Origin of the sequence: Mycetocola sp. BIGb0189, from assembly GCF_024810155.1 — a bacterium.
Taxonomy (GTDB): Bacteria; Actinomycetota; Actinomycetes; order Actinomycetales; family Microbacteriaceae; genus Mycetocola; species Mycetocola lacteus.
On the sequence record NZ_JANUED010000006.1, the window covers coordinates 91390 to 112936 of the forward strand.

At 64.9% G+C, this 21547-nt stretch carries 21 protein-coding genes; 18 read left to right on the plus strand and 3 right to left on the minus strand.

Features of this window, described 5'->3' with window-relative positions:
• Nucleotides 1-124: 124 nt before the first annotated feature.
• From M2390_RS10655 to M2390_RS10715, 13 genes are all read left to right on the plus strand, one after another.
• Nucleotides 125-1015, plus strand: a complete 891-nt coding sequence (locus tag M2390_RS10655; RefSeq protein ID WP_259178606.1) for an FtsQ-type POTRA domain-containing protein — start codon at nt 125-127, stop codon at nt 1013-1015.
• Between the two features lie 200 nt (nt 1016-1215).
• Nucleotides 1216-2379 carry a cell division protein FtsZ gene (gene ftsZ, locus M2390_RS10660; RefSeq protein ID WP_030143327.1) on the plus strand — a complete coding sequence of 388 codons (1164 nt, stop codon included), beginning with the start codon at nt 1216-1218 and terminating at the stop codon, nt 2377-2379.
• Between the two features lie 120 nt (nt 2380-2499).
• Complete coding sequence (locus M2390_RS10665; protein ID WP_259178852.1) at nt 2500-3153, plus strand: YggS family pyridoxal phosphate-dependent enzyme; 654 nt, start codon at nt 2500-2502, stop codon at nt 3151-3153.
• Nucleotides 3154-3199: 46 nt separating this feature from the next.
• A complete protein-coding gene (locus M2390_RS10670; RefSeq protein ID WP_121687977.1) occupies nt 3200-3712 on the plus strand; it encodes a cell division protein SepF in 513 nt (170 codons plus the stop codon).
• Between the two features lie 11 nt (nt 3713-3723).
• Nucleotides 3724-4020, plus strand: coding sequence for a YggT family protein (locus tag M2390_RS10675; protein WP_121687976.1), 297 nt, complete (start codon nt 3724-3726; stop codon nt 4018-4020).
• 129 nt (nt 4021-4149) lie between these two features.
• Nucleotides 4150-4749, plus strand: coding sequence for a DivIVA domain-containing protein (locus M2390_RS10680; RefSeq protein ID WP_259178607.1), 600 nt, complete (start codon nt 4150-4152; stop codon nt 4747-4749).
• A gap of 4 nt (nt 4750-4753) precedes the next feature.
• Nucleotides 4754-5401, plus strand: coding sequence for a signal peptidase II (gene lspA, locus M2390_RS10685; protein WP_259178608.1), 648 nt, complete (start codon nt 4754-4756; stop codon nt 5399-5401).
• On the plus strand, nt 5388-6308 hold the full coding sequence (locus M2390_RS10690; protein ID WP_259178609.1) for an RluA family pseudouridine synthase: 921 nt from the start codon (nt 5388-5390) through the stop codon (nt 6306-6308). Before lspA ends, M2390_RS10690 begins: the two co-directional genes overlap by 14 nt.
• A 179-nt stretch (nt 6309-6487) precedes the next feature.
• Entirely contained in the window at nt 6488-9952 is a 3465-nt protein-coding gene (gene dnaE / locus M2390_RS10695) for a DNA polymerase III subunit alpha (protein ID WP_396823001.1), read from the plus strand.
• A gap of 42 nt (nt 9953-9994) precedes the next feature.
• Nucleotides 9995-11140: a hypothetical protein gene (locus M2390_RS10700; protein ID WP_259178611.1), complete on the plus strand. Its 1146-nt coding sequence runs from the start codon at nt 9995-9997 to the stop codon at nt 11138-11140.
• A gap of 150 nt (nt 11141-11290) precedes the next feature.
• Nucleotides 11291-12607, plus strand: a complete 1317-nt coding sequence (hisD, locus tag M2390_RS10705; protein WP_259178612.1) for a histidinol dehydrogenase — start codon at nt 11291-11293, stop codon at nt 12605-12607.
• Between the two features lie 12 nt (nt 12608-12619).
• On the plus strand, nt 12620-13069 hold the full coding sequence (gene nrdR, locus M2390_RS10710; RefSeq protein ID WP_121687970.1) for a transcriptional regulator NrdR: 450 nt from the start codon (nt 12620-12622) through the stop codon (nt 13067-13069).
• A gap of 48 nt (nt 13070-13117) precedes the next feature.
• The gene (locus tag M2390_RS10715; protein ID WP_259178613.1) at nt 13118-14152 is read left to right on the plus strand and encodes a quinone-dependent dihydroorotate dehydrogenase; all 1035 of its coding nucleotides are present in this window, start codon (nt 13118-13120) and stop codon (nt 14150-14152) included.
• Nucleotides 14153-14229: 77 nt separating this feature from the next.
• Here the strand turns inward: M2390_RS10715 and M2390_RS10720 are convergent, their stop codons facing one another.
• Entirely contained in the window at nt 14230-14781 is a 552-nt protein-coding gene (locus tag M2390_RS10720; RefSeq protein WP_183091922.1) for a DUF3043 domain-containing protein, read from the minus strand.
• Nucleotides 14782-14862: 81 nt separating this feature from the next.
• On the opposite strand from M2390_RS10720, the gene M2390_RS10725 reads away from it, so the two are divergent.
• The 5 genes from M2390_RS10725 to M2390_RS10745 all read left to right on the plus strand — a co-directional run bounded on the left by M2390_RS10725 (nt 14863) and on the right by M2390_RS10745 (nt 19981).
• Complete coding sequence (locus M2390_RS10725) at nt 14863-16284, plus strand: dipeptidase (RefSeq protein ID WP_259178614.1); 1422 nt, start codon at nt 14863-14865, stop codon at nt 16282-16284.
• A gap of 90 nt (nt 16285-16374) precedes the next feature.
• Nucleotides 16375-16734, plus strand: coding sequence for an iron-sulfur cluster insertion protein ErpA (gene erpA / locus M2390_RS10730; protein WP_030143341.1), 360 nt, complete (start codon nt 16375-16377; stop codon nt 16732-16734).
• A gap of 185 nt (nt 16735-16919) precedes the next feature.
• Nucleotides 16920-17831, plus strand: coding sequence for a cytochrome c oxidase subunit II (coxB, locus tag M2390_RS10735; RefSeq protein ID WP_259178616.1), 912 nt, complete (start codon nt 16920-16922; stop codon nt 17829-17831).
• Between the two features lie 3 nt (nt 17832-17834).
• On the plus strand, nt 17835-19547 hold the full coding sequence (ctaD, locus tag M2390_RS10740; protein WP_121687965.1) for a cytochrome c oxidase subunit I: 1713 nt from the start codon (nt 17835-17837) through the stop codon (nt 19545-19547).
• Nucleotides 19547-19981: a cytochrome c oxidase subunit 4 gene (locus M2390_RS10745; protein WP_121687964.1), complete on the plus strand. Its 435-nt coding sequence runs from the start codon at nt 19547-19549 to the stop codon at nt 19979-19981. The genes ctaD and M2390_RS10745 overlap by 1 nt, the downstream gene beginning before the upstream one ends.
• Nucleotides 19982-20149: 168 nt before the next feature.
• Here M2390_RS10745 and M2390_RS10750 read toward each other — a convergent pair whose 3' ends face one another.
• Complete coding sequence (locus tag M2390_RS10750) at nt 20150-20722, minus strand: DUF1990 domain-containing protein (RefSeq protein ID WP_259178621.1); 573 nt, start codon at nt 20720-20722, stop codon at nt 20150-20152.
• A gap of 219 nt (nt 20723-20941) precedes the next feature.
• Nucleotides 20942-21481 (minus strand): DUF2087 domain-containing protein, encoded by a 540-nt coding sequence (locus M2390_RS10755; RefSeq protein WP_259178622.1) that lies wholly within the window; start codon nt 21479-21481, stop codon nt 20942-20944.
• Between the last annotated feature and the right edge of the window lie 66 nt (nt 21482-21547).

Sequence of the window (21547 nt, forward strand, 5' to 3'; positions counted from 1 at the left end):
GGCCGGGGCACAGACCGCCGATGCCACCGCGCCGGAAGCCTCCAAGCCCTCCGCGCCCTCTGGGCCGGGGAACGATGTCACACCCCCCGTCTCGTCGTCGGCAGCCGACCGAGGAGGCGAAGCGGTGTCCGCTCGCGGCGACGATGAGGCCACCCAGGACCTCTCGGCGCTGCGCGCTCCCACGATTCCCGCGGGCCTCTCCGAGCCGCGCGGCACGGATGCTCCTCGTCGCGAGGACCAGGCCGCACCGGCGCCCGAGCGTGCGGCGCAGACCGCGCGGGATGCGCGCCGTGAGCGGAAGCGATTCGAGCGCGCCGAGGTGCGTCGTTTCACCGTACGGAGTCGGCGTCGACGCCGGGCCTGGCTGATCGGTCTCGGCTCGGTCGCGGTCGTGGCGCTGCTCGCGTTGATCGTGAGTTATACCCCGATCCTCTCGGTGCGCAAGATCGAGGTGCGCGGCACCGATCGGCTCAGCGCATCCGCCCTGGAGCACAAGCTTTCCGGGGAGCTGGGTACCCCGTTCCCGCTGGTGGACCAGAGTGCGATCAAGGCCGTGCTCACCGAGTTTCCGCTGATCGAGTCGTATCGGGTGGAATCCAGCCCGCCCTCGACGCTGATCCTGCGCATCGTCGAACGCACCCCGGTCGGGGTGGTCGCGGTGGACGGAGGGTTTGAGCTCGTGGATGCCGCCGGTGTGGTGATCGAACGCACCGGGGAAAAGCCCGCCGACTATCCGGTGATCACCGTGGATCGAGCGAAGTCTATGGACGCGTTCCGTGCCGCGGCCGCGGTACTGCGCGCCATGCCCGAAGACCTGCGGGCCAAGGTGTCCTCGATCGGTGCTACCACGCGGGACGACGTTACCTTCGGGCTCGTCGATTCGGAGACGGTGGTGCTGTGGGGCGATGCAAGCGACGGGGTGGTCAAGGCGAAGCTTTTGGAGGCCCTGATGCGAGCCCAGCCCGATGCGCAGCGCTTCAACGTGACCTCGCCGGAGATTGGTGTGGTCGGCTAAGCCAGGAAATCCGCCTGGGAAAACCGCCCTGGACCACCCGGTCCGGGCGGTTTTTCCCATCTTTGCCGGGAAACTCTCGACACGCGGGCGTGTCGGCGGCGCGGGAGCGTTCGTTGGGCATACCGTCAGGGAAAGGAAATGCATACTGAGCATAACTTTAAGCCTCAAGTAGAGGTTGAAAGTTCTCACCGGAGGTCGACGTGACAGCAAACCAGAACTACCTCGCCGAGATCAAGGTCGTCGGCATCGGCGGAGGCGGCGTGAACGCCGTCAACCGCATGATCGAGCTTGGCCTCCGCGGCGTTGAATTCATCGCCATTAACACCGACGCCCAGGCGCTCTTGATGAGCGACGCCGACGTCAAGCTCGACGTCGGCCGTGAGCTGACCCGCGGCCTCGGTGCCGGCGCGGACCCCGAGGTGGGCCGCCGTGCCGCCGAGGACCACGCCGAGGAAATCGAGAACGCCCTCGCCGGCGCCGACATGGTCTTTGTGACCGCGGGAGAGGGTGGTGGAACCGGAACCGGTGGTGCCCCCGTCGTCGCACGCATCGCCAAGTCGATCGGTGCCCTGACCATCGGTGTGGTGACCAAGCCCTTCGGGTTCGAGGGTCGCCGCCGTCAGGCCCAGGCCGAGCTCGGTGTGGCCAAGCTCAAGGAAGAGGTCGACACCCTCATCGTGGTGCCGAACGACCGCCTGCTGGAAATCAGCGACCGCGGCATCTCGATGGTTGAGGCTTTCGCGACCGCCGACCAGGTGCTGCTCGCCGGTGTCCAGGGCATCACCGACCTGATCACGACCCCGGGTCTGATCAACCTTGACTTCGCCGACGTCAAGTCGGTCATGCAGGGTGCGGGCTCCGCGCTGATGGGTATCGGTTCCTCGCGCGGTGCAGACCGCGCGATCAAGGCCGCCGAGCTCGCCGTGGCGTCGCCGCTGCTGGAAGCCTCGATCGAGGGTGCACACGGCGTGCTGCTCTCGATTCAGGGTGGTTCCAACCTGGGTATCTTCGAGATCAACGACGCCGCGCGTCTGGTCCAGGAGGCCGTCCACCCCGAGGCGAACATCATCTTCGGTACCGTGATCGACGACAGCCTCGGCGACGAGGTCCGCGTCACCGTCATCGCCGCGGGCTTTGACGGCGGAGAACCGCCGGCGAAGAACGTCGAGGCCATGAAGGACGCGAAGATCGGCGCGGGCGGGGTTCTGACCTCGACCGAGGAGGTTGCCGCGACCGAGATGATCGTGGACGAGCCGGCCTCGGGCTGGAACGTCACCGCCGAGAACCTCGACACCCCGCCGGCCACCGCCGACCCGGCATTCGCCGACTCGGCCGAGCTGGACATCCCGGACTTCCTCAAGTAACAAGAAGTTTCACGCATGACGCTCAGTGTGCCCGCCGGCGGCGAGGGAGGCCCCCTCGCCGCCGCTGCGGCATCCACCCCCGTGCTCACCGATCCCACCCGCGCCGCGGCGCTGGCCGAGATGACCGCGCGCATTGACGCCGCGGCCCGCGCCGCGGGTCGTAGCCCCGAGGACATCACCACGATTGTGGTCACCAAGTTTCATCCGGCCGACCTCGTCCGTGACCTGTATGCCCTCGGTGTGCGCGACGTGGGGGAGAACCGCCATCAGGAGGCCCGGGACAAGGCCGAGGAAACCGCGGACCTGATCGGTCTGCGCTGGCACTTCATCGGCCAGCTCCAGTCCAAGAAGGCGCGCCAGGTGCGGCGCTACGCCAGCAGTGTGCACTCGCTGGATCGAGCCAGCGTCGTGGACGCCCTCGCCCAGGTGGACCCCGAGTTTCCCGACGCGCCCCCGCTGCCCGGTTTCATTCAGGTCAACCTGACCGATGACCCCGCCCGTGGCGGTGTGCACCCCGACGATGTCCTCGCCCTGGCGACCCGCGTGCTCGAGGCGCCGGCACTGAGCCTGCAGGGGGTCATGGCCGTGGCACCGCTGGAGGGCGACCCGCGGATCGCCTTCGAGCGTCTGCGCGAACTCTCAGATCGCGTGCGTACGCTCAAACCAGACGCCCGGTATATCTCTGCCGGGATGTCCCACGACTTTGCCGAAGCCATTGCCGAGGGTGCGACACACCTGAGAATTGGTTCCGCAATCACCGGCAATCGCCGCTGACCACGTTAACATTTTCCTAAGAACCGCGCGAAAATCGGAGGTACCAATGTCCAACCCGCTCAAGAAGACCATGGTCTATTTGGGACTGGCTGATGATGACCTCGAGTATCAGGAGGCTCAGCAGAAGGCTGCCGCACAGACGCAGGCGGCCGAACCCGCCGCGCCCGCCAGTGCCGCACCCGCTCCGGCTCCGGTAGCTCCGGTCCAGGCACCCGTGCGTGCCTCGGTCACCCCGTTGCGCCGTCCGACCGTGACCCGTCAGGCCGCGCCGAACGAGCTCAACGAGATCCTCACCGTGCACCCCAAGCAGTATAAGGATGCCCAGGTGATCGCCGAGACCTTCCGCGAGGGAGTGCCGGTCATCATCAACCTGTCGCAGATGAGCGACGGTGACGCGCGTCGCCTGATCGACTTCGCCAGTGGCCTCTCCCAGGGCCTGGGCGGAAAGATCGAGCGTGTGACCAGCAAGGTATTCCTGCTCTCGCCGCAGCACGTGGCAATCCTGGGTGACGCGGCCGAGTCCGCGGACGCCGAGAACACCTTCTTCGCTCAGCAGTAGTTGATTTCGCGGTGATTGGTCTTCTCCGGTTCATTATTGGGAACCTGCTCCTCCTCTACTTTCTGATCCTCTGGGCGCGGTTTGCGCTGGAGCTTTTCCGCTCCATCCGGCCGGGCTGGCGTCCGGGCCGAGCCCTCATGGTGATCGCGGAAATCGTGTTCACCGTGACGGATCCGCCGATTCGGTTCTTTCGGCGGATCCTCCCTCCGGTGCGAATCGGTGGGGCGATGCTCGACTTCGGGTGGAGCATCACAATGTTCTGTGTCCTCATTGCGATGACACTCGTAAACAACTTTCTCCGTATTTAGGCGCTTCACGGTAGGGTGAAGTGTCACGACCCTCGTCTTCTGGCGGGGTCATCCATAAAGTTTTTGGGTCCTCGCAACCGTGGGGATATCAAATCCGCAATCTGTCGTTACAAGTAAGGGTGAACAGCCATGGCGCTAACTCCGGAAGATGTAGTCAACAAGCAGTTCCAGCAGACCAAGTTCCGCGAGGGCTATGACCAGGATGAGGTTGATGACTTCCTGGATGAGGTCGTTGTTGAGCTGCGTCGTCTGACCCAGGAAAACCAGGAGCTCGCCGAGCGCCTGAAGGCCTACGAGAGCGGCAACGCTCCCGTGGCTGCCGCTCCGAGCACCACCCCCGTGGCCGCCGTACCGGCACCGGTTTCCGCCGTGCCCGTGCCGGTTGCCGCCGCTCCGGCCGCCGCCGCACCGGCCGGTGATGATGCAGAGAGCTCCTCGAGCCTGCTGCAGCTTGCCCGTCGTCTGCACGATGAGCACATCAAGGAGGGCACCGAGAAGCGCGACGCGCTGATCGCCGAGGGTCACGCCACCGCCGCCCGCCTCATCGCCGAGACCGAGGCCAAGCAGCGTGCACAGGTCGAGATCCTCGACAAGCAGAAGGTTGTCCTGGAGACCAAGATCGACGAGCTGCGTACGTTCGAGCGCGACTACCGCAAGCAGCTGCGCGGCTACATCGAGGGCCAGCTGAAGGAGCTCGACGAGCAGTCGGGCACCGGTTCCTCGAAGTAAGTTCTTGTCGCAGGAATCTCCGGCCAGAACCGGTAAGTGGGCAGTCCCGCTGTTGGTGATCATCGCCGCGGCGGGACTGTCTGCTGATCAGTTCGCCAAATATCTGGTCACCACCAACCTGACCCTGCACGAGCCGGTCCCGATCATCGGTGACTTCCTCGTGTTCTATTACATTAAAAACCCCGGTGCCGCGTTCTCGCTGGCCAGCGGCATGACCTGGATCTTCTCGATTCTGGCGTCCGCCGTGGTCATCGCGATCATCGTGTTTGCCCGCCGTGGCAAGATCCGCTCCCGTGCCTGGGCCGTCATGATCGGCCTGCTGCTGGGCGGGGTGCTGGGTAACCTCACCGACCGACTGTTCCGTGAGCCCTCCTTTGGGCTGGGACACGTGGTGGACTTCATCTCGACGCCGTGGATGCTGCCGGCCGTGTACAACGTCGCGGACATCCTGATTGTGTCCTCGATGGGCCTGTTCCTGATCCTCTCGTTCATGGGCATCAATCTGGACGGAACCCGCGCGCCCAGCCGCGCCGCCCAGCGCGCCGAACGCGCGCGTGCGGAGGCCGAGGCGGCCGAGGTGATGACCCCGATTGAGCCCGATCTGATCGATGGCTCCCACATCTCCAAGGAGAACCCCGATGCAAAGCCGTAGCCTTCCCGTGCCCGACGGGCTCGAGGGCACCCGGGTGGATGCCGGTTTGGCCAAGCTGCTGGGATTCTCCCGCACCTTCGCCGCCGAGGTTGCCGATCTGGGCGGGGTTACCCTGGCCGGACGCACCCTGGGCAAGTCCGACCGACTGTCGGCGGGGGACTGGCTTGAGGTGTCCTGGACGCCCAAGGCCGAACCCACGATCGTTCCGGTTGTGGTGGAGGACCTCGACGTCGTCTACGACGATGAGGACATCATCGTGGTGGCCAAGCCCTCGGGTGTGGCCGCCCATCCCTCGCTGGGCTGGACCGGTCCCACCGTGCTGGGTGCCCTGGCTGGTGCCGGCTACACCGTCTCGACCTCGGGTGCCGCCGAGCGGGCGGGCATCGTGCACCGCCTCGACGTGGGCACCAGCGGCCTGATGGTGGTGGCCAAGTCCGAGCGGGCGTACACCGAGCTCAAGCGTCAGTTCCACGACCGCGAGGTGGAGAAGATCTATCACGCCGTGGTTCAGGGTCACCCCGATCCGCTGGCCGGGACGATCGACGCTCCGATCGGACGCCACCCGCGTCACGACTGGAAGTTCGCGATCACCACCGACGGTAAGCACTCGATCACCCACTATGAGACCCTCGAGGCCTTCCTGCGCGGATCCCTGCTGGAGATCCACCTGGAGACCGGACGGACCCACCAGATTCGTGTGCACATGGCCGCGCAGCGTCACCCCTGCGTGGGCGACCCGCTCTATGGCGGCGACGCTCAGCAGGCCGAGCGTCTGGGCCTGACCCGGCAGTGGCTGCACGCCCGACAGCTGGCTTTTACCCACCCGGGTACCGGCGAGTGGGTCACCTTTGAGGCGCCGTATCCCGAGGACCTGGAACACGCCCTGGAGATTTTGCGCAACGACTAGAGGCAACCCCGGTTTGACCCTCCAAAAACACCCCGCGATCACTCGCGGGGTGTTTTTGCGTGTGCCCCGGTCGGTGGTGAGGGGTATCCTAGAAGTTCATCCTCGGAAGAAGTAGCGGAGCAGTTTTGACCCCTTCGGATAAGCAGTTTGTCCACCTTCACGTGCACAGCGAGTACTCGATGCTCGATGGAGCGGCGCGGGTCAAACCGCTGATTGAGGCCGCCAAGGAATCGGGGATGCCCGCCGTCGCCGTGACCGACCACGGAAACGTGTTTGGTGCGTTCGACTTCTGGCGCACGGCAACCGATGCGGGAATCAAACCGATCATCGGTACCGAGGCCTACCTGACCCCGCGCACGCACCGCACCGACCGCACCCGGGTGCGCTGGGGCGACGGCTCGCGAGACGACGTCTCGGGTTCGGGTTCGTATACCCACATGACCCTGCTCTCGGAGACCACCGAGGGTATGCACAACCTGTTCCGGTTGAACTCGCTGGCCTCGATTGAGGGCTACTACTTCAAGCCGCGTATGGACCGCGAACTGCTGGAGACCTACGGCAAGGGCCTGATCGCCACCACCGGTTGCCCCTCGGGAGAGGTTCAGACCCGCCTGCGCCTGGGCCAGTACGACGAGGCGATCAAGGCGGCCGCGGAGTTCCAGGACATCTTCGGCAAGGAGAACTTCTTCTGCGAGCTGATGGATCACGGTCTGGGGATCGAGAAGCAGGTCATGGGCGACCTGATCAAGATTGCCAAGGACCTTAGCATTCCGCTGGTGGCCACCAACGACCTCCACTACACCCACGCGCACGACGCCAAGTCACATGCGGCGCTGCTGTGTGTGCAGTCCGGCTCCACGCTGGATGACCCCAACCGCTTCAAATTCGACGCCGATGAGTTCTACCTCAAGTCGGCCGAGGAGATGCGCCACCTCTTCCGAGACTACGAGGAGGCCTGCGACAACACGCTGGCCATCGCAGAGCGCTGCAACGTGGAGTTCAACACCAAGGCCAACTACATGCCGCGCTTCCCGGTGCCGGCGGGGGAGACCGAGGACAGCTGGTTCATCAAGGAGACCGAGAAGGGCCTGCACGAGCGCTACCCCAACGGTATTCCCGCGGATGTGCGCGAGCGTGCCAACTACGAGGTTGGCGTCATCATCCAGATGGGCTTCCCGGGTTACTTCCTCGTCGTGGCCGACTTCATCAACTGGTCCAAGAAGAACGGCATCCGGGTGGGGCCGGGCCGTGGTTCGGGTGCCGGTTCGATGGTCGCGTATGTGATGAAGATCACCGACCTGGACCCGATCCAGCACGGTCTCATCTTCGAGCGGTTCCTCAACCCCGAGCGTGTGTCCATGCCCGACTTCGACGTCGACTTCGATGACCGTCGCCGTGGGGAGGTCATTCAGTATGTGACCGCCAAGTACGGCGACGAGCGTGTGGCTCAGATCGTGACCTACGGCACGATTAAGGCCAAGCAGGCGCTCAAGGACTCCTCGCGGGTGCTGGGCTTCCCCTTCGGGATGGGCGAGAAGCTCACCAAGGCGATGCCTCCGGCGATCATGGGTAAGGACATCCCGCTCACCGGCATCTTCGATAAGGACCACCCGCGCTATAAGGAAGCGGTGGATGTTCGCACGGTGGTCGAGACCGACCCCGAGGCCAAGCAGGTCTTCGAGACCGCGCTGGGCCTGGAAAACCTCAAGCGTCAGTGGGGTGTGCACGCCGCGGGTGTGATCATGTCCTCGGATCCACTGATCGACATCATCCCAATCATGAAGCGCGAGCAGGATGGCCAGATCGTCACCCAGTTCGACTATCCGGCCTGTGAGAGCCTCGGCCTGATCAAGATGGACTTCCTGGGGCTGCGCAACCTCACGATCATCGATGACGCCCTCGATAACATTAAGTCCAACCGGGGCGAGACCCTGGTGTTGGAAGACCTGGACCTGAGTGATGTGGGCTCCTATGAGCTGCTGGCGCGTGGAGACACCCTGGGCGTGTTCCAGCTGGATGGCGGGCCGATGCGCTCGCTGCTGCGCCTGATGAAGCCCGACAACTTCGAGGACATTTCCGCGGTGCTCGCGCTCTACCGTCCGGGCCCGATGGGTGTGAACTCGCACACCAACTACGCCCTGCGAAAAAACAAGCAGCAGGCGATCACCCCGATTCACCCCGAGCTTGAGGCACCGCTTGAGGAGATTCTCGGTGGAACCTACGGCCTGATCGTGTATCAGGAGCAGGTGATGAGTGCGGCGCAGAAGCTCGCCGGATTCAGCCTGGGACAGGCCGACGTGCTGCGTCGCGCGATGGGTAAAAAGAAGAAGTCCGAGCTGGATAAGCAGCAGGCCGACTTCTTTGCCGGAATGGCCAGCAACGGTTACTCCCAGGAGGCAATGGACGCCCTCTGGAAGGTGCTGGAGTCCTTCGCCGACTACGCCTTCAACAAGGCTCACACCGCCGCTTATGGGCTCGTGTCCTACTGGACCGCATACCTCAAGGCGCACTATCCGGCCGAGTACATGGCCGCGCTGCTCACCTCGGTGGGAGACTCCAAGGACAAGCTGGCGATCTACCTCAACGAGTGTCGCCGGATGGGCATCAAGGTGCTGCCGCCGGACGTGAACGAGTCGATTGGGTTCTTCGCCGCCGTCGGCGAGGACATTCGCTTCGGTCTCGGTGCGATCCGCAACGTGGGTGGCAACGTGGTGGAGGGTATCCGTTCGGCCCGCGAGGAAAAGGGTGCCTATGCAACCCTGCCCGACTTCCTCAAGAAGGTGCCGCTGCAGGTGGCCAATAAGCGTGCGATCGAGTCGCTGATTAAGGCCGGTGCCTTCGACGAGATGGGCAATACCCGGCGCGCGCTCTCCGAGGTGTTTGAGGACCTGGTGGAGGATGCGGCGAAGACCAAGCGTAAGGAGTCCAATGGCGACTTCGCGTTTGACTTCGACAGCCTGTTCGACGACCCGCAGGAATCCGACCCGATTCCCGTGCGTCCCGAGTGGTCTAAGAAAGACAAGCTCGCCTTTGAGCGAGACATGCTGGGCCTCTACGTGTCCGACCATCCGCTAGCCGGTCTGGAACTCCAGCTGGCCAAGCATGCCACCACGACGATCCTCGATCTGATGAGTTCGGAGTCCACCCAGGACGGCGACACCGTGACCATCGCGGGGCTGGTGACCAGCGTGCAGCACCGCGTGGCCAAGCAGTCCGGCAACCAGTACGGCATGATCACCGTCGAGGACTTCAGCGGTGAGATTACCGTGATGTTCATGGGCAAGGGCTATCAGGAGTTTGGTCCGATGCTGCTGGGAGACTCGATCGTGGTGGTCCGCGGGCGCGTCTCGATGCGGGATGACGGCATGAACCTGCACGCCTACAGCCTGATGGCACCCGAGTTTGTCCAGGAGGATGGCGACACTACGCTGTTCCTGACCATGCCCGACGCCCGGGCGACCGCACCGGTAATCGCCAACCTGCGCGAGATCCTGGAGCGCCACCGCGGCGACGGCGAGCTGCGGGTGCGACTCACCCGCGGAGACGTGGCGCGGGTGTTTGAGGTGCCAAACTACCCGGTTCGGGTGAGCCCGGACCTCTTCGGCGAGCTCAAATCATTGCTTGGTCCCGGCTGCCTCGGTTAGGTTGAATTCACCCCGCACTACCCGTGTTCATGAGAGGACCCGATGAGTACACCAGAGAACCCGACCTCACCCGAGCAGCCCGCCGACGAGCGGGCCGAAACCGGGGTGTGGGAGCGTTTGGAGCGTGCGGCCGAGGCACCACAGGTTGTGGCCCCCTTCGCCGACACCTTCACGCCGCCGCACGCAAGCCAGCAGGCGACGCCGCTTCCCGGGTTCGCGCAGGATCAGCAGGCTGCGCAGCTTCCCGGGTTCGCGCAGGGTGCCGCCGCGAGTGCGGGACACTCGGCCGCGGGGCATCCGGTGGGGCAGCCCGGCGATCAGTCGGCAGCTCACCCGGCCGCGGGCTCGTTCTCGGTGGGGCAGTTTGTCGGACAGCCCGGGGCCGGGCAGCCCGCTCGCGCCGCGCGTGAGCCGCGTCCGGTCCGAACCGTGGGAGTGTTCACCCTGCGCGAGGTTCTCTTTGTGATCCTCAGCGCGCTGCTGGTGCTGATCTCATTTGTGCCGGCCTTCCACCTGGGCCAGTTCGGTGCCCCGCTGACGCTGTGGAACCTCCAGTTCGCGCCGATGCCGGTGGCCGTGTCGATTCTGCCGCTGATTGCGCTGGCCCTGGTTCTGCTGCGCCGCCTGGTTCCCCGGGTGTCCTGGCGGGTGGGTTCGCTCTCGGTGGATCAGTTCGCCTCGGTTGCCACGGTGATCGCCGCGGTCGGTTACGTCCTGTTTGTGTCGGCCTACACGGTGCTGACCGTCCCCGGGCAGATCAACTGGTCACTTCCGGTGGGCACCATCCTCGCCCTGGCGACCCTGTTCACCTCGACCTTCGCGCCGTTCCTGCCGATCTTCAAGTCCGAGTTCGATGAGCGCGAGGAGGTTCCGGCGGCTCCGGCCGCCCGCGCACCCCGCGTGATCACTCCGACGCCGCGTCCGCGTGCCACGCAGCCCACCCCGGGTGCCGCCGGCTTTGGTGTGTCCGCGGGCGCACCGGCTGAGCCGGTGCGGACCGCACCGTTCTGGGTCTACAGCTACACCCCGCGTCCGGTGCACAGCGTGGATGGCCAGTCCGTGCTGTTCGAGATGGGACCGGGTGCCTGGGTACTCGCGGTTGAGGATCGGGGTACCGCGCTGGTGCTGCGCACCGACGACGGTCGAATCGGAATTCTGCACGATCTGAGTAACCTCACCCGCGGATAACCTTCGCGATATATAACGGGCCGGGAATGTGCGAAAGCGCGTCCCGGCTCGTTTGGATTAACCCTGGACGGGTGTGCACCGGATTCTCGGGGGATACCCGGCCCGTCTCGCCGCGGAGATACCCGAAAACCCGCTAAACTGGGCGTCGACATGATTCAGACGATTGATCTTCGCGAGCTCCGCCCCGGCCGTGCCGAGCTCACCGCCCTCCTGCCGCGTCCCACCGTGGACATCTCCGTCGCGATGACAGCCGCGAGCACCCTCATCGATGAGGTGCGCACCGGTGGCGAGGCGGCGCTGCGCGAGCATGCCCGTCGCTTCGACGGGGGCGAGCCCACCAGCATTCGGGTGTCGGCCGAGGCCATTGCCGCCGCCGTGGAGGCGCTGGATCCCGCCGTGCGCGCGGCGCTGGAGACCGCGATCGAGCGGGTGCGTCGCGCATCCGCCGCTCAGGTACCCGCATCCCAGGTGACCGAGCTCACCGATGACTCGCGCATCGTGCAGCGCTGGCAGCCGGTGGACCGGGTGGGTCTCTACGTCCCCGGCGGCAAGGCCGTGTACCCGTCGAGTGTGATCATGAACGTGGTCCCGGCACAGGTTGCCGGCGTGGGGTCGCTTGCGCTGGCTTCGCCGGCACAGCGCGACTTCGATGGCAACGTGCACCCGGTGGTGCTGGGTGCCGCCGGCCTGCTGGGGATTACCGAGGTGTATGCGATCGGTGGTGCCAGCGCTATTGGTGCGCTGGCTTACGGTGTGCCGGACATCGGCCTGGAGCCGGTGGATATCGTGACCGGACCGGGCAACATCTATGTGGCCGCCGCCAAGCGCCTGGTCAAGGGCCAGGTGGGTATCGACTCCGAGGCTGGTACCACCGAGATCCTGGTGATCGCCGATGAGCACGCCAACGCCGCCTATGTGGCCGCCGACCTGATCAGCCAGGCCGAGCACGATGAGGCGGCCGCCTCGCTGCTGGTCACCGATTCGGCCGAGTTTGCCGAACGGGTGCGTGACGAGCTAGCCCGCCAGACGGCCGAGACCACCCACTCCGCCCGCGTGGCCCAGGCCCTGGCCGGTCCGCAGTCGGCGATCGTGCTGGTTGCCGACCTGGCGGCCGCCGCCGAGTTCAGCAACGCCTACGGCCCCGAGCACCTGGAGATTCAGACCGCGCACAACACCGAGGTGCTGGGAAACATCACCAGCGCCGGCGCGATCTTCGTGGGGGAGCACTCCCCGGTCAGCCTGGGCGACTACCTCGCCGGATCCAACCACGTGCTGCCCACCGGCGGTCAGAGCCGCTTCTCGGCGGGCCTCGGTGCCGCCACCTTCCTGCGTCCGCAGCAGATCATCGAGTACGGCCCGGTGGGGCTGAACGAGGTTGCCGCGGGCATTCGCGCGCTCTCGGATGCCGAGGCGCTGCCCGCGCACGGTGATGCCGTCGCGATCCGTTTTCTTCCGTCCGCTCAGTAGTCTGGTACCCCGATGCACTGTCCTTTTTGCCGCAACCCCGACTCTCGGGTGATCGATTCGCGCACCAGCGATGACGGCCTCTCCATTCGCCGACGCCGGCAGTGTCCCAAGTGCGGCGGTCGATTCAGCACCTCGGAGACCGCGAGCCTGAACGTGATCAAGCGCTCGGGCGTGGTGGAACCCTTCAGCCGCGACAAGGTCGTGGCGGGTGTGCGTAAGGCGTGCCAGGGACGCCCGGTCACCGATCCGGATCTGGCGATGCTCGCGCAGACCGTGGAGGAGACCATCCGGCAGACCGGCACCAGCCAGATCAACGCCAACGAGATCGGCCTGTCCATCCTGCAGCCGCTGCGCGAACTGGATGAGGTGGCCTACCTGCGTTTTGCCAGCGTGTACCAGGCGTTTGAATCGCTCGAGGACTTCGAGTCGGCGATCGCCGCGCTGCGTGCCGGCACCGCCTAACCAGACTCCCCTTATTTCCCGTTCGCCCACGCCCAGCTTGGACCCCGCATGTACCCGTTCCTGTTCAAAACCGTTCTGACCCGCTTCTCGCCCGAGCAGGCACACCACCTCGCGGCCACCGCGATCCGGGCCATTCCTCGGGTGGGACTCGGCCGGGCCGCGCGAAAGTTCACAGCCGGGGGAGCGGATCTCTCGGTGCGTACCCTGGGGATCACCTTCCCGACCCCGTTTGGGATCGCCGCCGGCTTCGATAAGGACGCCACGATGATCGAGGGCCTCGGAGTGCTCGGCTTCGGCCACATCGAGGTGGGCACGATCACCGCCCACGCGCAGCCGGGCAACCCCCAGCCTCGCCTTTACCGCCTGCCCGCCGACCGTGCGCTGATCAACCGGATGGGCTTTAACAACCACGGCGCCGCCGAGCGCATTCGAGCCCTGCGCGCCAGCGGCAAGGCGCTGCCGGTGATCGGGATCAACATCGGCAAGAGCCGCGTGGTGGATGTGGACAACGCGGTCGAGGACTACCTGGAGAGCGCCCGCCTCCTGGCACCGGTCGCCGACTACCTGGTCATCAACGTGAGCTCACCCAACACCCCGGGCCTACGCGGCCTGCAGGAGTTGGACCGCCTGGAGCCCCTGCTTACCGCGGTGAAGGCCGCCGCCGGCCGTACCCCGCTGCTGCTGAAGATCGCCCCGGACCTTGAGGACGACCAGGTGGCTAAGATCGCCGAGCTGGTGGTCTCCACCGGGCTGGACGGCATCATCGCGACCAACACCACGATCAGTCGTGACGGTCTGGACACCCCTGCCGAGAAGGTTGCGGGCATGGGTGCCGGTGGTCTCTCCGGTGCGCCGCTCAAGGCTCGCTCGCTCGAGGTGCTGCGTCTGATTCGTGCGGCCGTCCCCGCCGAGCTGTGTGTGATCTCCGCCGGCGGCGTGGAGACCGCCGAGGAGCTGAGCGAACGCCTTGAGGCCGGTGCCACGCTGGTGCAGGGCTATTCGGCCTTCATCTACCGCGGCCCGCTGTGGGGCCGCGAGCTCAACCGTGGCCTGGCCGGGATCCGCGCCGCGCGCCGGGTCTAGCCTGCCGCGCAAACACGCGCATAACAAAACACCCGCCGAGAAGATCTCGGCGGGTGTTTTGTGTGGTCTGGGACCGGTTACTGCGGGTACTGACGGCGACGCACCTGCGGCTTGGGCAGACGCAGGAAGCGCATCTGCAGGGCCCGCATTGCCGCATACCAGCGCACACCCTTTTCGGCATAGCCGTACTTGGCGGTGAGCTTGCGACGCAGACGCAGGCCGAGGAAGACGCAGTCGAGGATTGCGATCAGCAGCAGACCCCACACCACAAACAGGGAGTAGGCGGCCACGCGGGTGTCCTGAATGAAGGAGGCGATGACCACGAGCAGCAGCAGCGGCATCAGCCACTCGCCGGCGCTGAAGCGGGCATCCACGAAGTCGCGGACGAACTTCTTCTGCGGTCCGCGGTCGCGGATGGGGAGGTAGCGCTCTTCGCCGTTGGCGAGGCCCACACGGGCCTTTTCGCGCTCGACCGACATCTGGGCGCGAGCCTGCTTGGCCGCTTCCTTGCGGTCGTTCGGAACGAGGGGACGCTTATTAGCCGCCTCGCGCTCCTTGCGGGTGGGGGTGGGGCGTCCCTTACCAGCGGACGCGTTCAGCCGCGCCTCGGTCTGTTCGAGGGATTCCATGCCCGGCTCTGCCGGCGTGCCGTTAGTCTGCTTAGTCACTTATTGATCCTTGGGTTGGCGTTACGCTCTAAGATTACCCGTATGAACGCCTCGAACCACACCATCCCGCAAAACCTGCACGATCCGATTGAGCTGAGCCTGCGCGAGACCGTGCAGAATCAGCTGCCGCGCACCCTCGCCGATCTGGGCGATCTGGTGCGGATTCCCAGCGTGGCCTGGGACGGCTTCGACCACGATCACGTCCGCAAGAGCGCCGAGGCCATCGCCGAACTCGCCCGTGACACCGGCGTTTTTGACGACGTGGTGATCTCGCAGGCACCGCTTGAGGGCTCGACCGAGCTGGGTCAGCCCGCCATTCTGGCGACCCGCAAGGCACGGGCCGGAGCCCCCACCGTTGTGCTCTACGCGCACCACGATGTCCAGCCGCCCGGGGTCGACGCCGAGTGGAACACCCCCGTCTATGAGCCCACCGTGGTGGGGGACCGCCTTTATGGGCGTGGTTCGGCCGACGATAAGGCCGGTGTGATGTCGCATATCGGTGCCATTCGTGCGCTGCGCGAGGTCGCCGGTACCGACTTCAGCCTGGGGATTACCCTGTTCATCGAGGGGGAGGAGGAGTTTGGATCTCGTTCGTTTGCTAACTTCCTCGCTCAGCACCGTACCGAACTCGCCGGTGACGCGATCGTGGTGGCCGATTCGGCCAACTGGGACACCGAGACCCCCGCGCTGACCGTGGGTCTGCGTGGCAACGTCACCTTCCGCCTCACCGTGCGCACGCTGGATCACGCGTCCCACTCGGGCATGTTCGGGGGAGCGGTCCCGGATGCGATGCTGGCAACCTTCCGCCTGCTCAACACGCTGTGGGATGACGAGGGTTCGGTGGCCGTGCCAGGCCTGATTGTGCGTGAGGCCGAGACCCCCGCCTACGATGAGGCTCAGCTGCGCCTGGAAACCGGACTCACCGAGGGTGTGTCTCCGATTGGAACCGGATCGATTCTGGGCCGGATGTGGGACAAGCCCTCGATCACCGTGACCGGCATCGACGCGCCGAGCATGCAGAACGCCTCGAACACGCTGATCCCCGCGGTCACCGTGCGGGTGAGCGTGCGCATCGCTCCGGGGCAGGACCCGCAGCAGGCGGTCGAGTCCATCACCGCGCACCTGCGCGCGAACGCCCCGTTTGGCGCGCAGCTCTCGATTGATGACATCGACACCGGCAGTCCGTTCCTGGTGGACACCAGCCACCCCATCGTCACCACGGCCAAGCAGGCCATGGCCGACGCCTGGGAGGTTGCCCCGGTTGAGCTCGGGATCGGCGGCTCGATTCCGTTTGTGGCCGACCTTGTCCGCGAGTTCCCCGAGGCGGCGATCCTGATCACCGGCGTCGAAGACCCGCACTCACGCGCCCACAGCCCGAACGAGTCCCTGCACCTGGGTGTGTTCCACCGCGCCACGCTGACCGAGGCGCTGCTGCTGGCGCGTCTGAACAACCAGACGAAATAATTTTCTGAATTCCGGGAATCCCCGATCGATGATCGCGGTTATCCTGGTTGAAGACCGTGTCCACCGCGGCACCCGTCACGAAGGAGAAACATGAGCGACGCAACAACCCTGACCGAGGCCCCCGCCCACGGTGTGGCGCTGACCGATACCGCGGCCGACAAGGTTCGTAGCCTGCTGAACCAGGAGGGTCGCGACGACCTGCGCCTGCGCGTAGCCGTGCAGCCCGGTGGCTGCTCGGGCCTGATCTACCAGCTGTACTTCGATGAGCGCTTCCTCGATGGTGACGTCACCGTCGACTTCGACGGCGTTGAGGTCATCGTGGATGGCATGAGTGTTCCCTACCTCGATGGTGCCACCATCGACTTCGAGGACACCATCCAGAAGCAGGGCTTCACGATCGACAACCCCAACGCGGGCAGCTCCTGCGCGTGTGGAGACTCGTTCGCCTAAATCGAGATAACTTCGACACTCCGACCGAATGGGGCCCATTTTGGGCCCCATTCGGCGTTTTTTCAGTCTTTCTTGGGAAAATGAACGTACGTATGTAGAGCTTTGGGCCTGAATGGTCCCGAACGTGCCCCACATTCGGGATACACTGGACGCTGAACCAATAGTGTCTTTGCGAAAGGTCCCAGGTGCGCTCGAAACGTAGACTCCGCTGGGCTTCACTCCCGTTAGCCGCCGCGCTTGTCGCGGTGCTAGCCGGTTGTACCCAGGCCGAGCTTCACGGCTATCTCCCCGGCTTCAATAACGAGGGTGAGACCCCCGTAACCAACCACACCGAGAGGGTTGCTGCCCTCTGGACTCACTCGTGGATTGTCCTGCTCGTCGTCGGTGTTCTGACGTGGGCTCTGATCATTTGGGCAATTGTTGTCTACCGTCGCCGGAAGGGCCAGACCGGCCTGCCCGTGCAGATGCGGTACAACATGCCCATCGAGATCCTTTACACGGTGATTCCGCTGATCCTGGTGGTGGGCTTCTTTGCCTTCACCGCACGCGATCAGGCGGCTATCGAAACCCAGTACGATCACCCCGACGTGGAGATTCAGGTCTTTGCGAAGCAGTGGTCCTGGGACTTCGTGTACCCCAAGTCGGTAGACGGACAGGATGTCTGGACCGCCGGTGTTCAGGCCCGTCAGCTCGAGGGCGGCAAGCCCGGCGAGCTCGACCCCAAGAGCATTCCGGAGCTTTACCTCCCCGTAGGTAAGACCGTGAAGATTGCCCTGGAGTCGCGTGACGTCATCCACTCCTTCTGGGTAGTGGACTTCCTTTACAAGAAGGACATGTACCCGGGTAAGACCAACTACATGTCGTTCATCCCGCAGCGCGAAGGCGAGTTCGTGGGTAAGTGTGCGGAGCTGTGTGGTCAGGACCACTCGATGATGCTCTTCAACGTGAAGGTAGTCTCCCAGGCTGAGTACGACCAGCACCTCGCCGACCTCAAGGCCGCCGGTAACGTCGGAAACTTCGGTAGCGAGTTCAACCGTAACCAGAACCTTCCCGGCATCGACAAGCCTGCCGAGGCTGAAAAGGGAGAGGGTCACTAAACGATGTCTACTACTTTGAACATCCCGGCCGGTCAGGCCAGTGTCCTCAACCGTTCGAAGGTTGAGAGCAAGGGAAACATCCTGGTCAAGTGGATCACCTCCACCGACCACAAGACCATCGGGTACATGTACCTGATCGCGTCGTTCATCTTCTTCTGCATCGGTGGCGTCATGGCGCTGCTGATCCGTGCACAGCTCTTCGAGCCCGGTCTCACCGTGATCGAGACCAAGGAACAGTACAACCAGCTGTTCACCATGCACGGCACGATCATGCTGCTGATGTTTGCAACCCCGCTGTTCTCGGGTTTCGCAAACGCCCTGATGCCGCTTCAGATCGGTGCTCCCGACGTGGCCTTCCCGCGTCTGAACGCCTTCGCCCTGTGGCTGTACGTCTTTGGTAGCCTCATCGCCGTGGGTGGATTCCTCACCCCGCAGGGTGCCGCCTCGTTCGGTTGGTTCGCTTATGCGCCACTGTCGAGTCAGACATACTCACCGGGTATCGGTGGAAACCTCTGGGTTCTGGGACTGGCGATGTCCGGTTTCGGTACCATCCTCGGTGCCGTGAACTTCATCACCACGATCATCACGATGCGTGCCCCGGGTATGACGATGTGGCGTATGCCCATCTTCACCTGGAACACCCTGGTGACCTCGCTGCTGGTTCTGATGGCCTTCCCGGTCCTCGCCGCCGCACTGTTTGCGCTGGCCGCCGACCGAGTATTTGGTGCCCATATCTTCGACGCCGAAAACGGCGGAGTGATGCTGTGGCAGCACATGTTCTGGTTCTTCGGTCACCCCGAGGTGTACATCATCGCCCTGCCGTTCTTCGGTATCGTGTCCGAGATCTTCCCGGTGTTCAGCCGCAAGCCGATCTTCGGTTACAAGACCCTGGTCTACGCAACCATCGCGATCGCCGCCCTGTCGGTGACCGTGTGGGCACACCACATGTACGTGACCGGTTCGGTCCTGCTGCCATTCTTCGCGCTGATGACCATGCTCATCGCCGTGCCGACCGGTGTGAAGATCTTCAACTGGATCGGTACCATGTGGCGCGGTTCGGTCACCTTCGAGACCCCGATGATCTGGTCGCTCGGCTTCCTGATTACCTTCGTCTTCGGTGGTCTGACCGGTGTGATCCTGGCATCGCCGCCGCTTGACTTCCACGTCTCCGACACCTACTTCGTGATCGCACACTTCCACTACGTGGTGTTCGGTACCGTGGTGTTCGCGATGTTCGCCGGATTCTACTTCTGGTGGCCCAAGTGGACCGGCAAGATGCTCAACGAGAAGCTGGGTTACTGGCACTTCTGGCTGCTGTTCATCGGTTTCCACACCACCTTCCTGATCCAGCACTGGATCGGTGTGATGGGCTTCCCGCGTCGTTACTACACGTACTCGCCCGCGGACAACATCACCTGGATGAACCAGCTGTCCACCATCGGATCCTTCATCCTCGCGGTCTCGCTGATCCCGTTCTTCCTGAACGTGTACATCACCGCCCGCAAGGCACCGAAGGTCACCGTGAACGACCCCTGGGGTTACGGTGGATCGCTTGAGTGGGCCACCTCGTGCCCGCCGCCGCGTCACAACTTCACGTCGATCCCGCGGATCCGCTCCGAGCGTCCCGCGTTCGACCTGAACCACCCGGAGGCAGCCGAGTTCACCGGCCGCGACACCCCGGCAATTACGACCGTTGAAGAAGGAGGAGCGAAGTAATGAAGTCCAACATTTCGATCCTCTGGATCCTCGCCGTCTTCTGCCTGATTCTGGCGGGTGTCTACACCTTCTGGAACGTCGCCGACCCGGCCCACGGCCGTGTCGAGTGGGTGGGTACCGTGGCGCTGCTGCTCTCGGCCATCCTCTCCGGTTTCATCGCCTTCTACCTGCGTCTGGTCTACCGGGCTCAGGGTGGCGAGCTGCCCGAGGACAACGTGGCCGCGAACATCGACGACGCCGACCCGGAGCTGGGACACTTTGCTCCGTGGAGCTGGTGGCCGTTCGTTCTGGTTGGCGGTGCCTCGGTGGTCATCATCGGCATCTCGGTTGCCCAGGAGGGTAACTTCTGGCTGGCATGGTTCGGTGCCCCGATCGTCCTGGTCGCCCTGGTCGGCTGGGTATACGAGTTCTACCGCGGTCGTTTCGCACACTAAGGTTCAGTAACACAGGAGCGGGTCCGCTTCCCTTCGGGGAGGCGGACCCGCTTTGTTGTACCCGGAAGTTTGGGAATCCGCGCGGCTATCGCGATGGGGAGTAGCCCGTGAGACGCCCGTCGGCTCCCGGAGCCCGGTGCCAGGTGCCCGACGGCGGCAAGGGTTGGGTTAGCGCTGCTGCGTGAGGCGTCTGAGCGCGCGCAGATAGCCGTGGGAGGCATAGGACTGCCCGAGGAGCGTCAGCGGATAGATCGGACTCCAGCGGGGCGCACGCGGCCGCCAGAAGCCGCGCAGGCGGAACCAGACGGTGTCATCGGGCTCATGGGTGATCAGGAAGTGCTCCTGCCCCTCCTCGCGGTGCCGGGGGTCTGCCTCATATCCGAAGCCGCGGGCGATCGACCCGGGCAGCAGATCAAGCCCCGGTCCTTCGGGCGCTTCGCCGGCCCAGAGGATGGCGCAGTGCACGGTGGTGATGGTGATCGGGACCGTACGCCGCAGCGGGCGGTAGCGCATCCGAATGGTTTCGCCCACGATCTCCGATGCCGTCCCGTTCGCACTGACCAGCAGCCCGGACTCGTGGTGTAGCCGCCAGGAATCGACGTCTGCCATTACCTCGGCGTGCAGCGCCGCGCCCGAGCCGACACACAGGTCGAATCGGATTTCACGAAATCCCACGGGGGTGGCCGCGCCGCCGTAGTTCACCGGGGAAGCGGAGGCGGATGCTGCATCTGACGGGGACACGGTGTCTCGATTCGAGGCTGGGAAGGATCCGGGGGAGGTTTCGGGAAGGTGCTGGGGTGGCTCCGGTGATGTTTCGGGGTGCCTTCAGGGGCGTGCCGTGGCCGCTGAAGGCGTGTTCTGGAGCGTCTGAACCTCAGAATACCCGCCGGTCGTTATCGTAGCCCTCGGTGGCCGAGAAACTCCGGTAGGTGCGGACGTTCGGTGGGGGAGGGGAGCGCGCTATCCCAGAGCCGGCCCTACCGGCAGCTGAGGAGCGGTGGGTGCGCCTGGCAGGCGGTAGTGCGCGCCGGAGGGGTCTCGGTCCAGGATCCCCTGATCGACCAGGTGGCGGCGCAGCAGGGCCACATCCGCACTCCAGGCCCCGAGCCGTTCGTTCACCTCGGGCTCGGTCAGGTCGATGTCCGCGGTAAACGTGCGCGCGGCCACCAGCTCCAGGAGCTCTCGGCGCTCGGCCGGTCGCGTGGGCATGCTGAGAATACGGCCTTCGCTCAAAAATCGTTCGATACCCACCGGGGTACCGGGTGTTGCGCGGGAGAGCGCGGCCGCGAAGACCTCGGGATGCTGCGTCCACGGCTGGGTAGACCGGTCCAGCAGCCCCGCCCGCTCCAGTGCGGCTAGCGAGCGCTCGGCCTTCTGCGGCGGAATCGGGGACGTGCTCAGCGCCTCCTGCCCACCCACAATCAGGTGGGCCCACACCTCTCGGGTGGTGTCGTTGGCAAGCAGCGCGAGTAGCGGGCGCCAGTCGGCGTTGTCGGTCATGTTTCCCCCTGAAGGATCCGAGCCAGCCTAGCGCAGGTCCGGTTAAACACCGAGTGCCGGATCCTC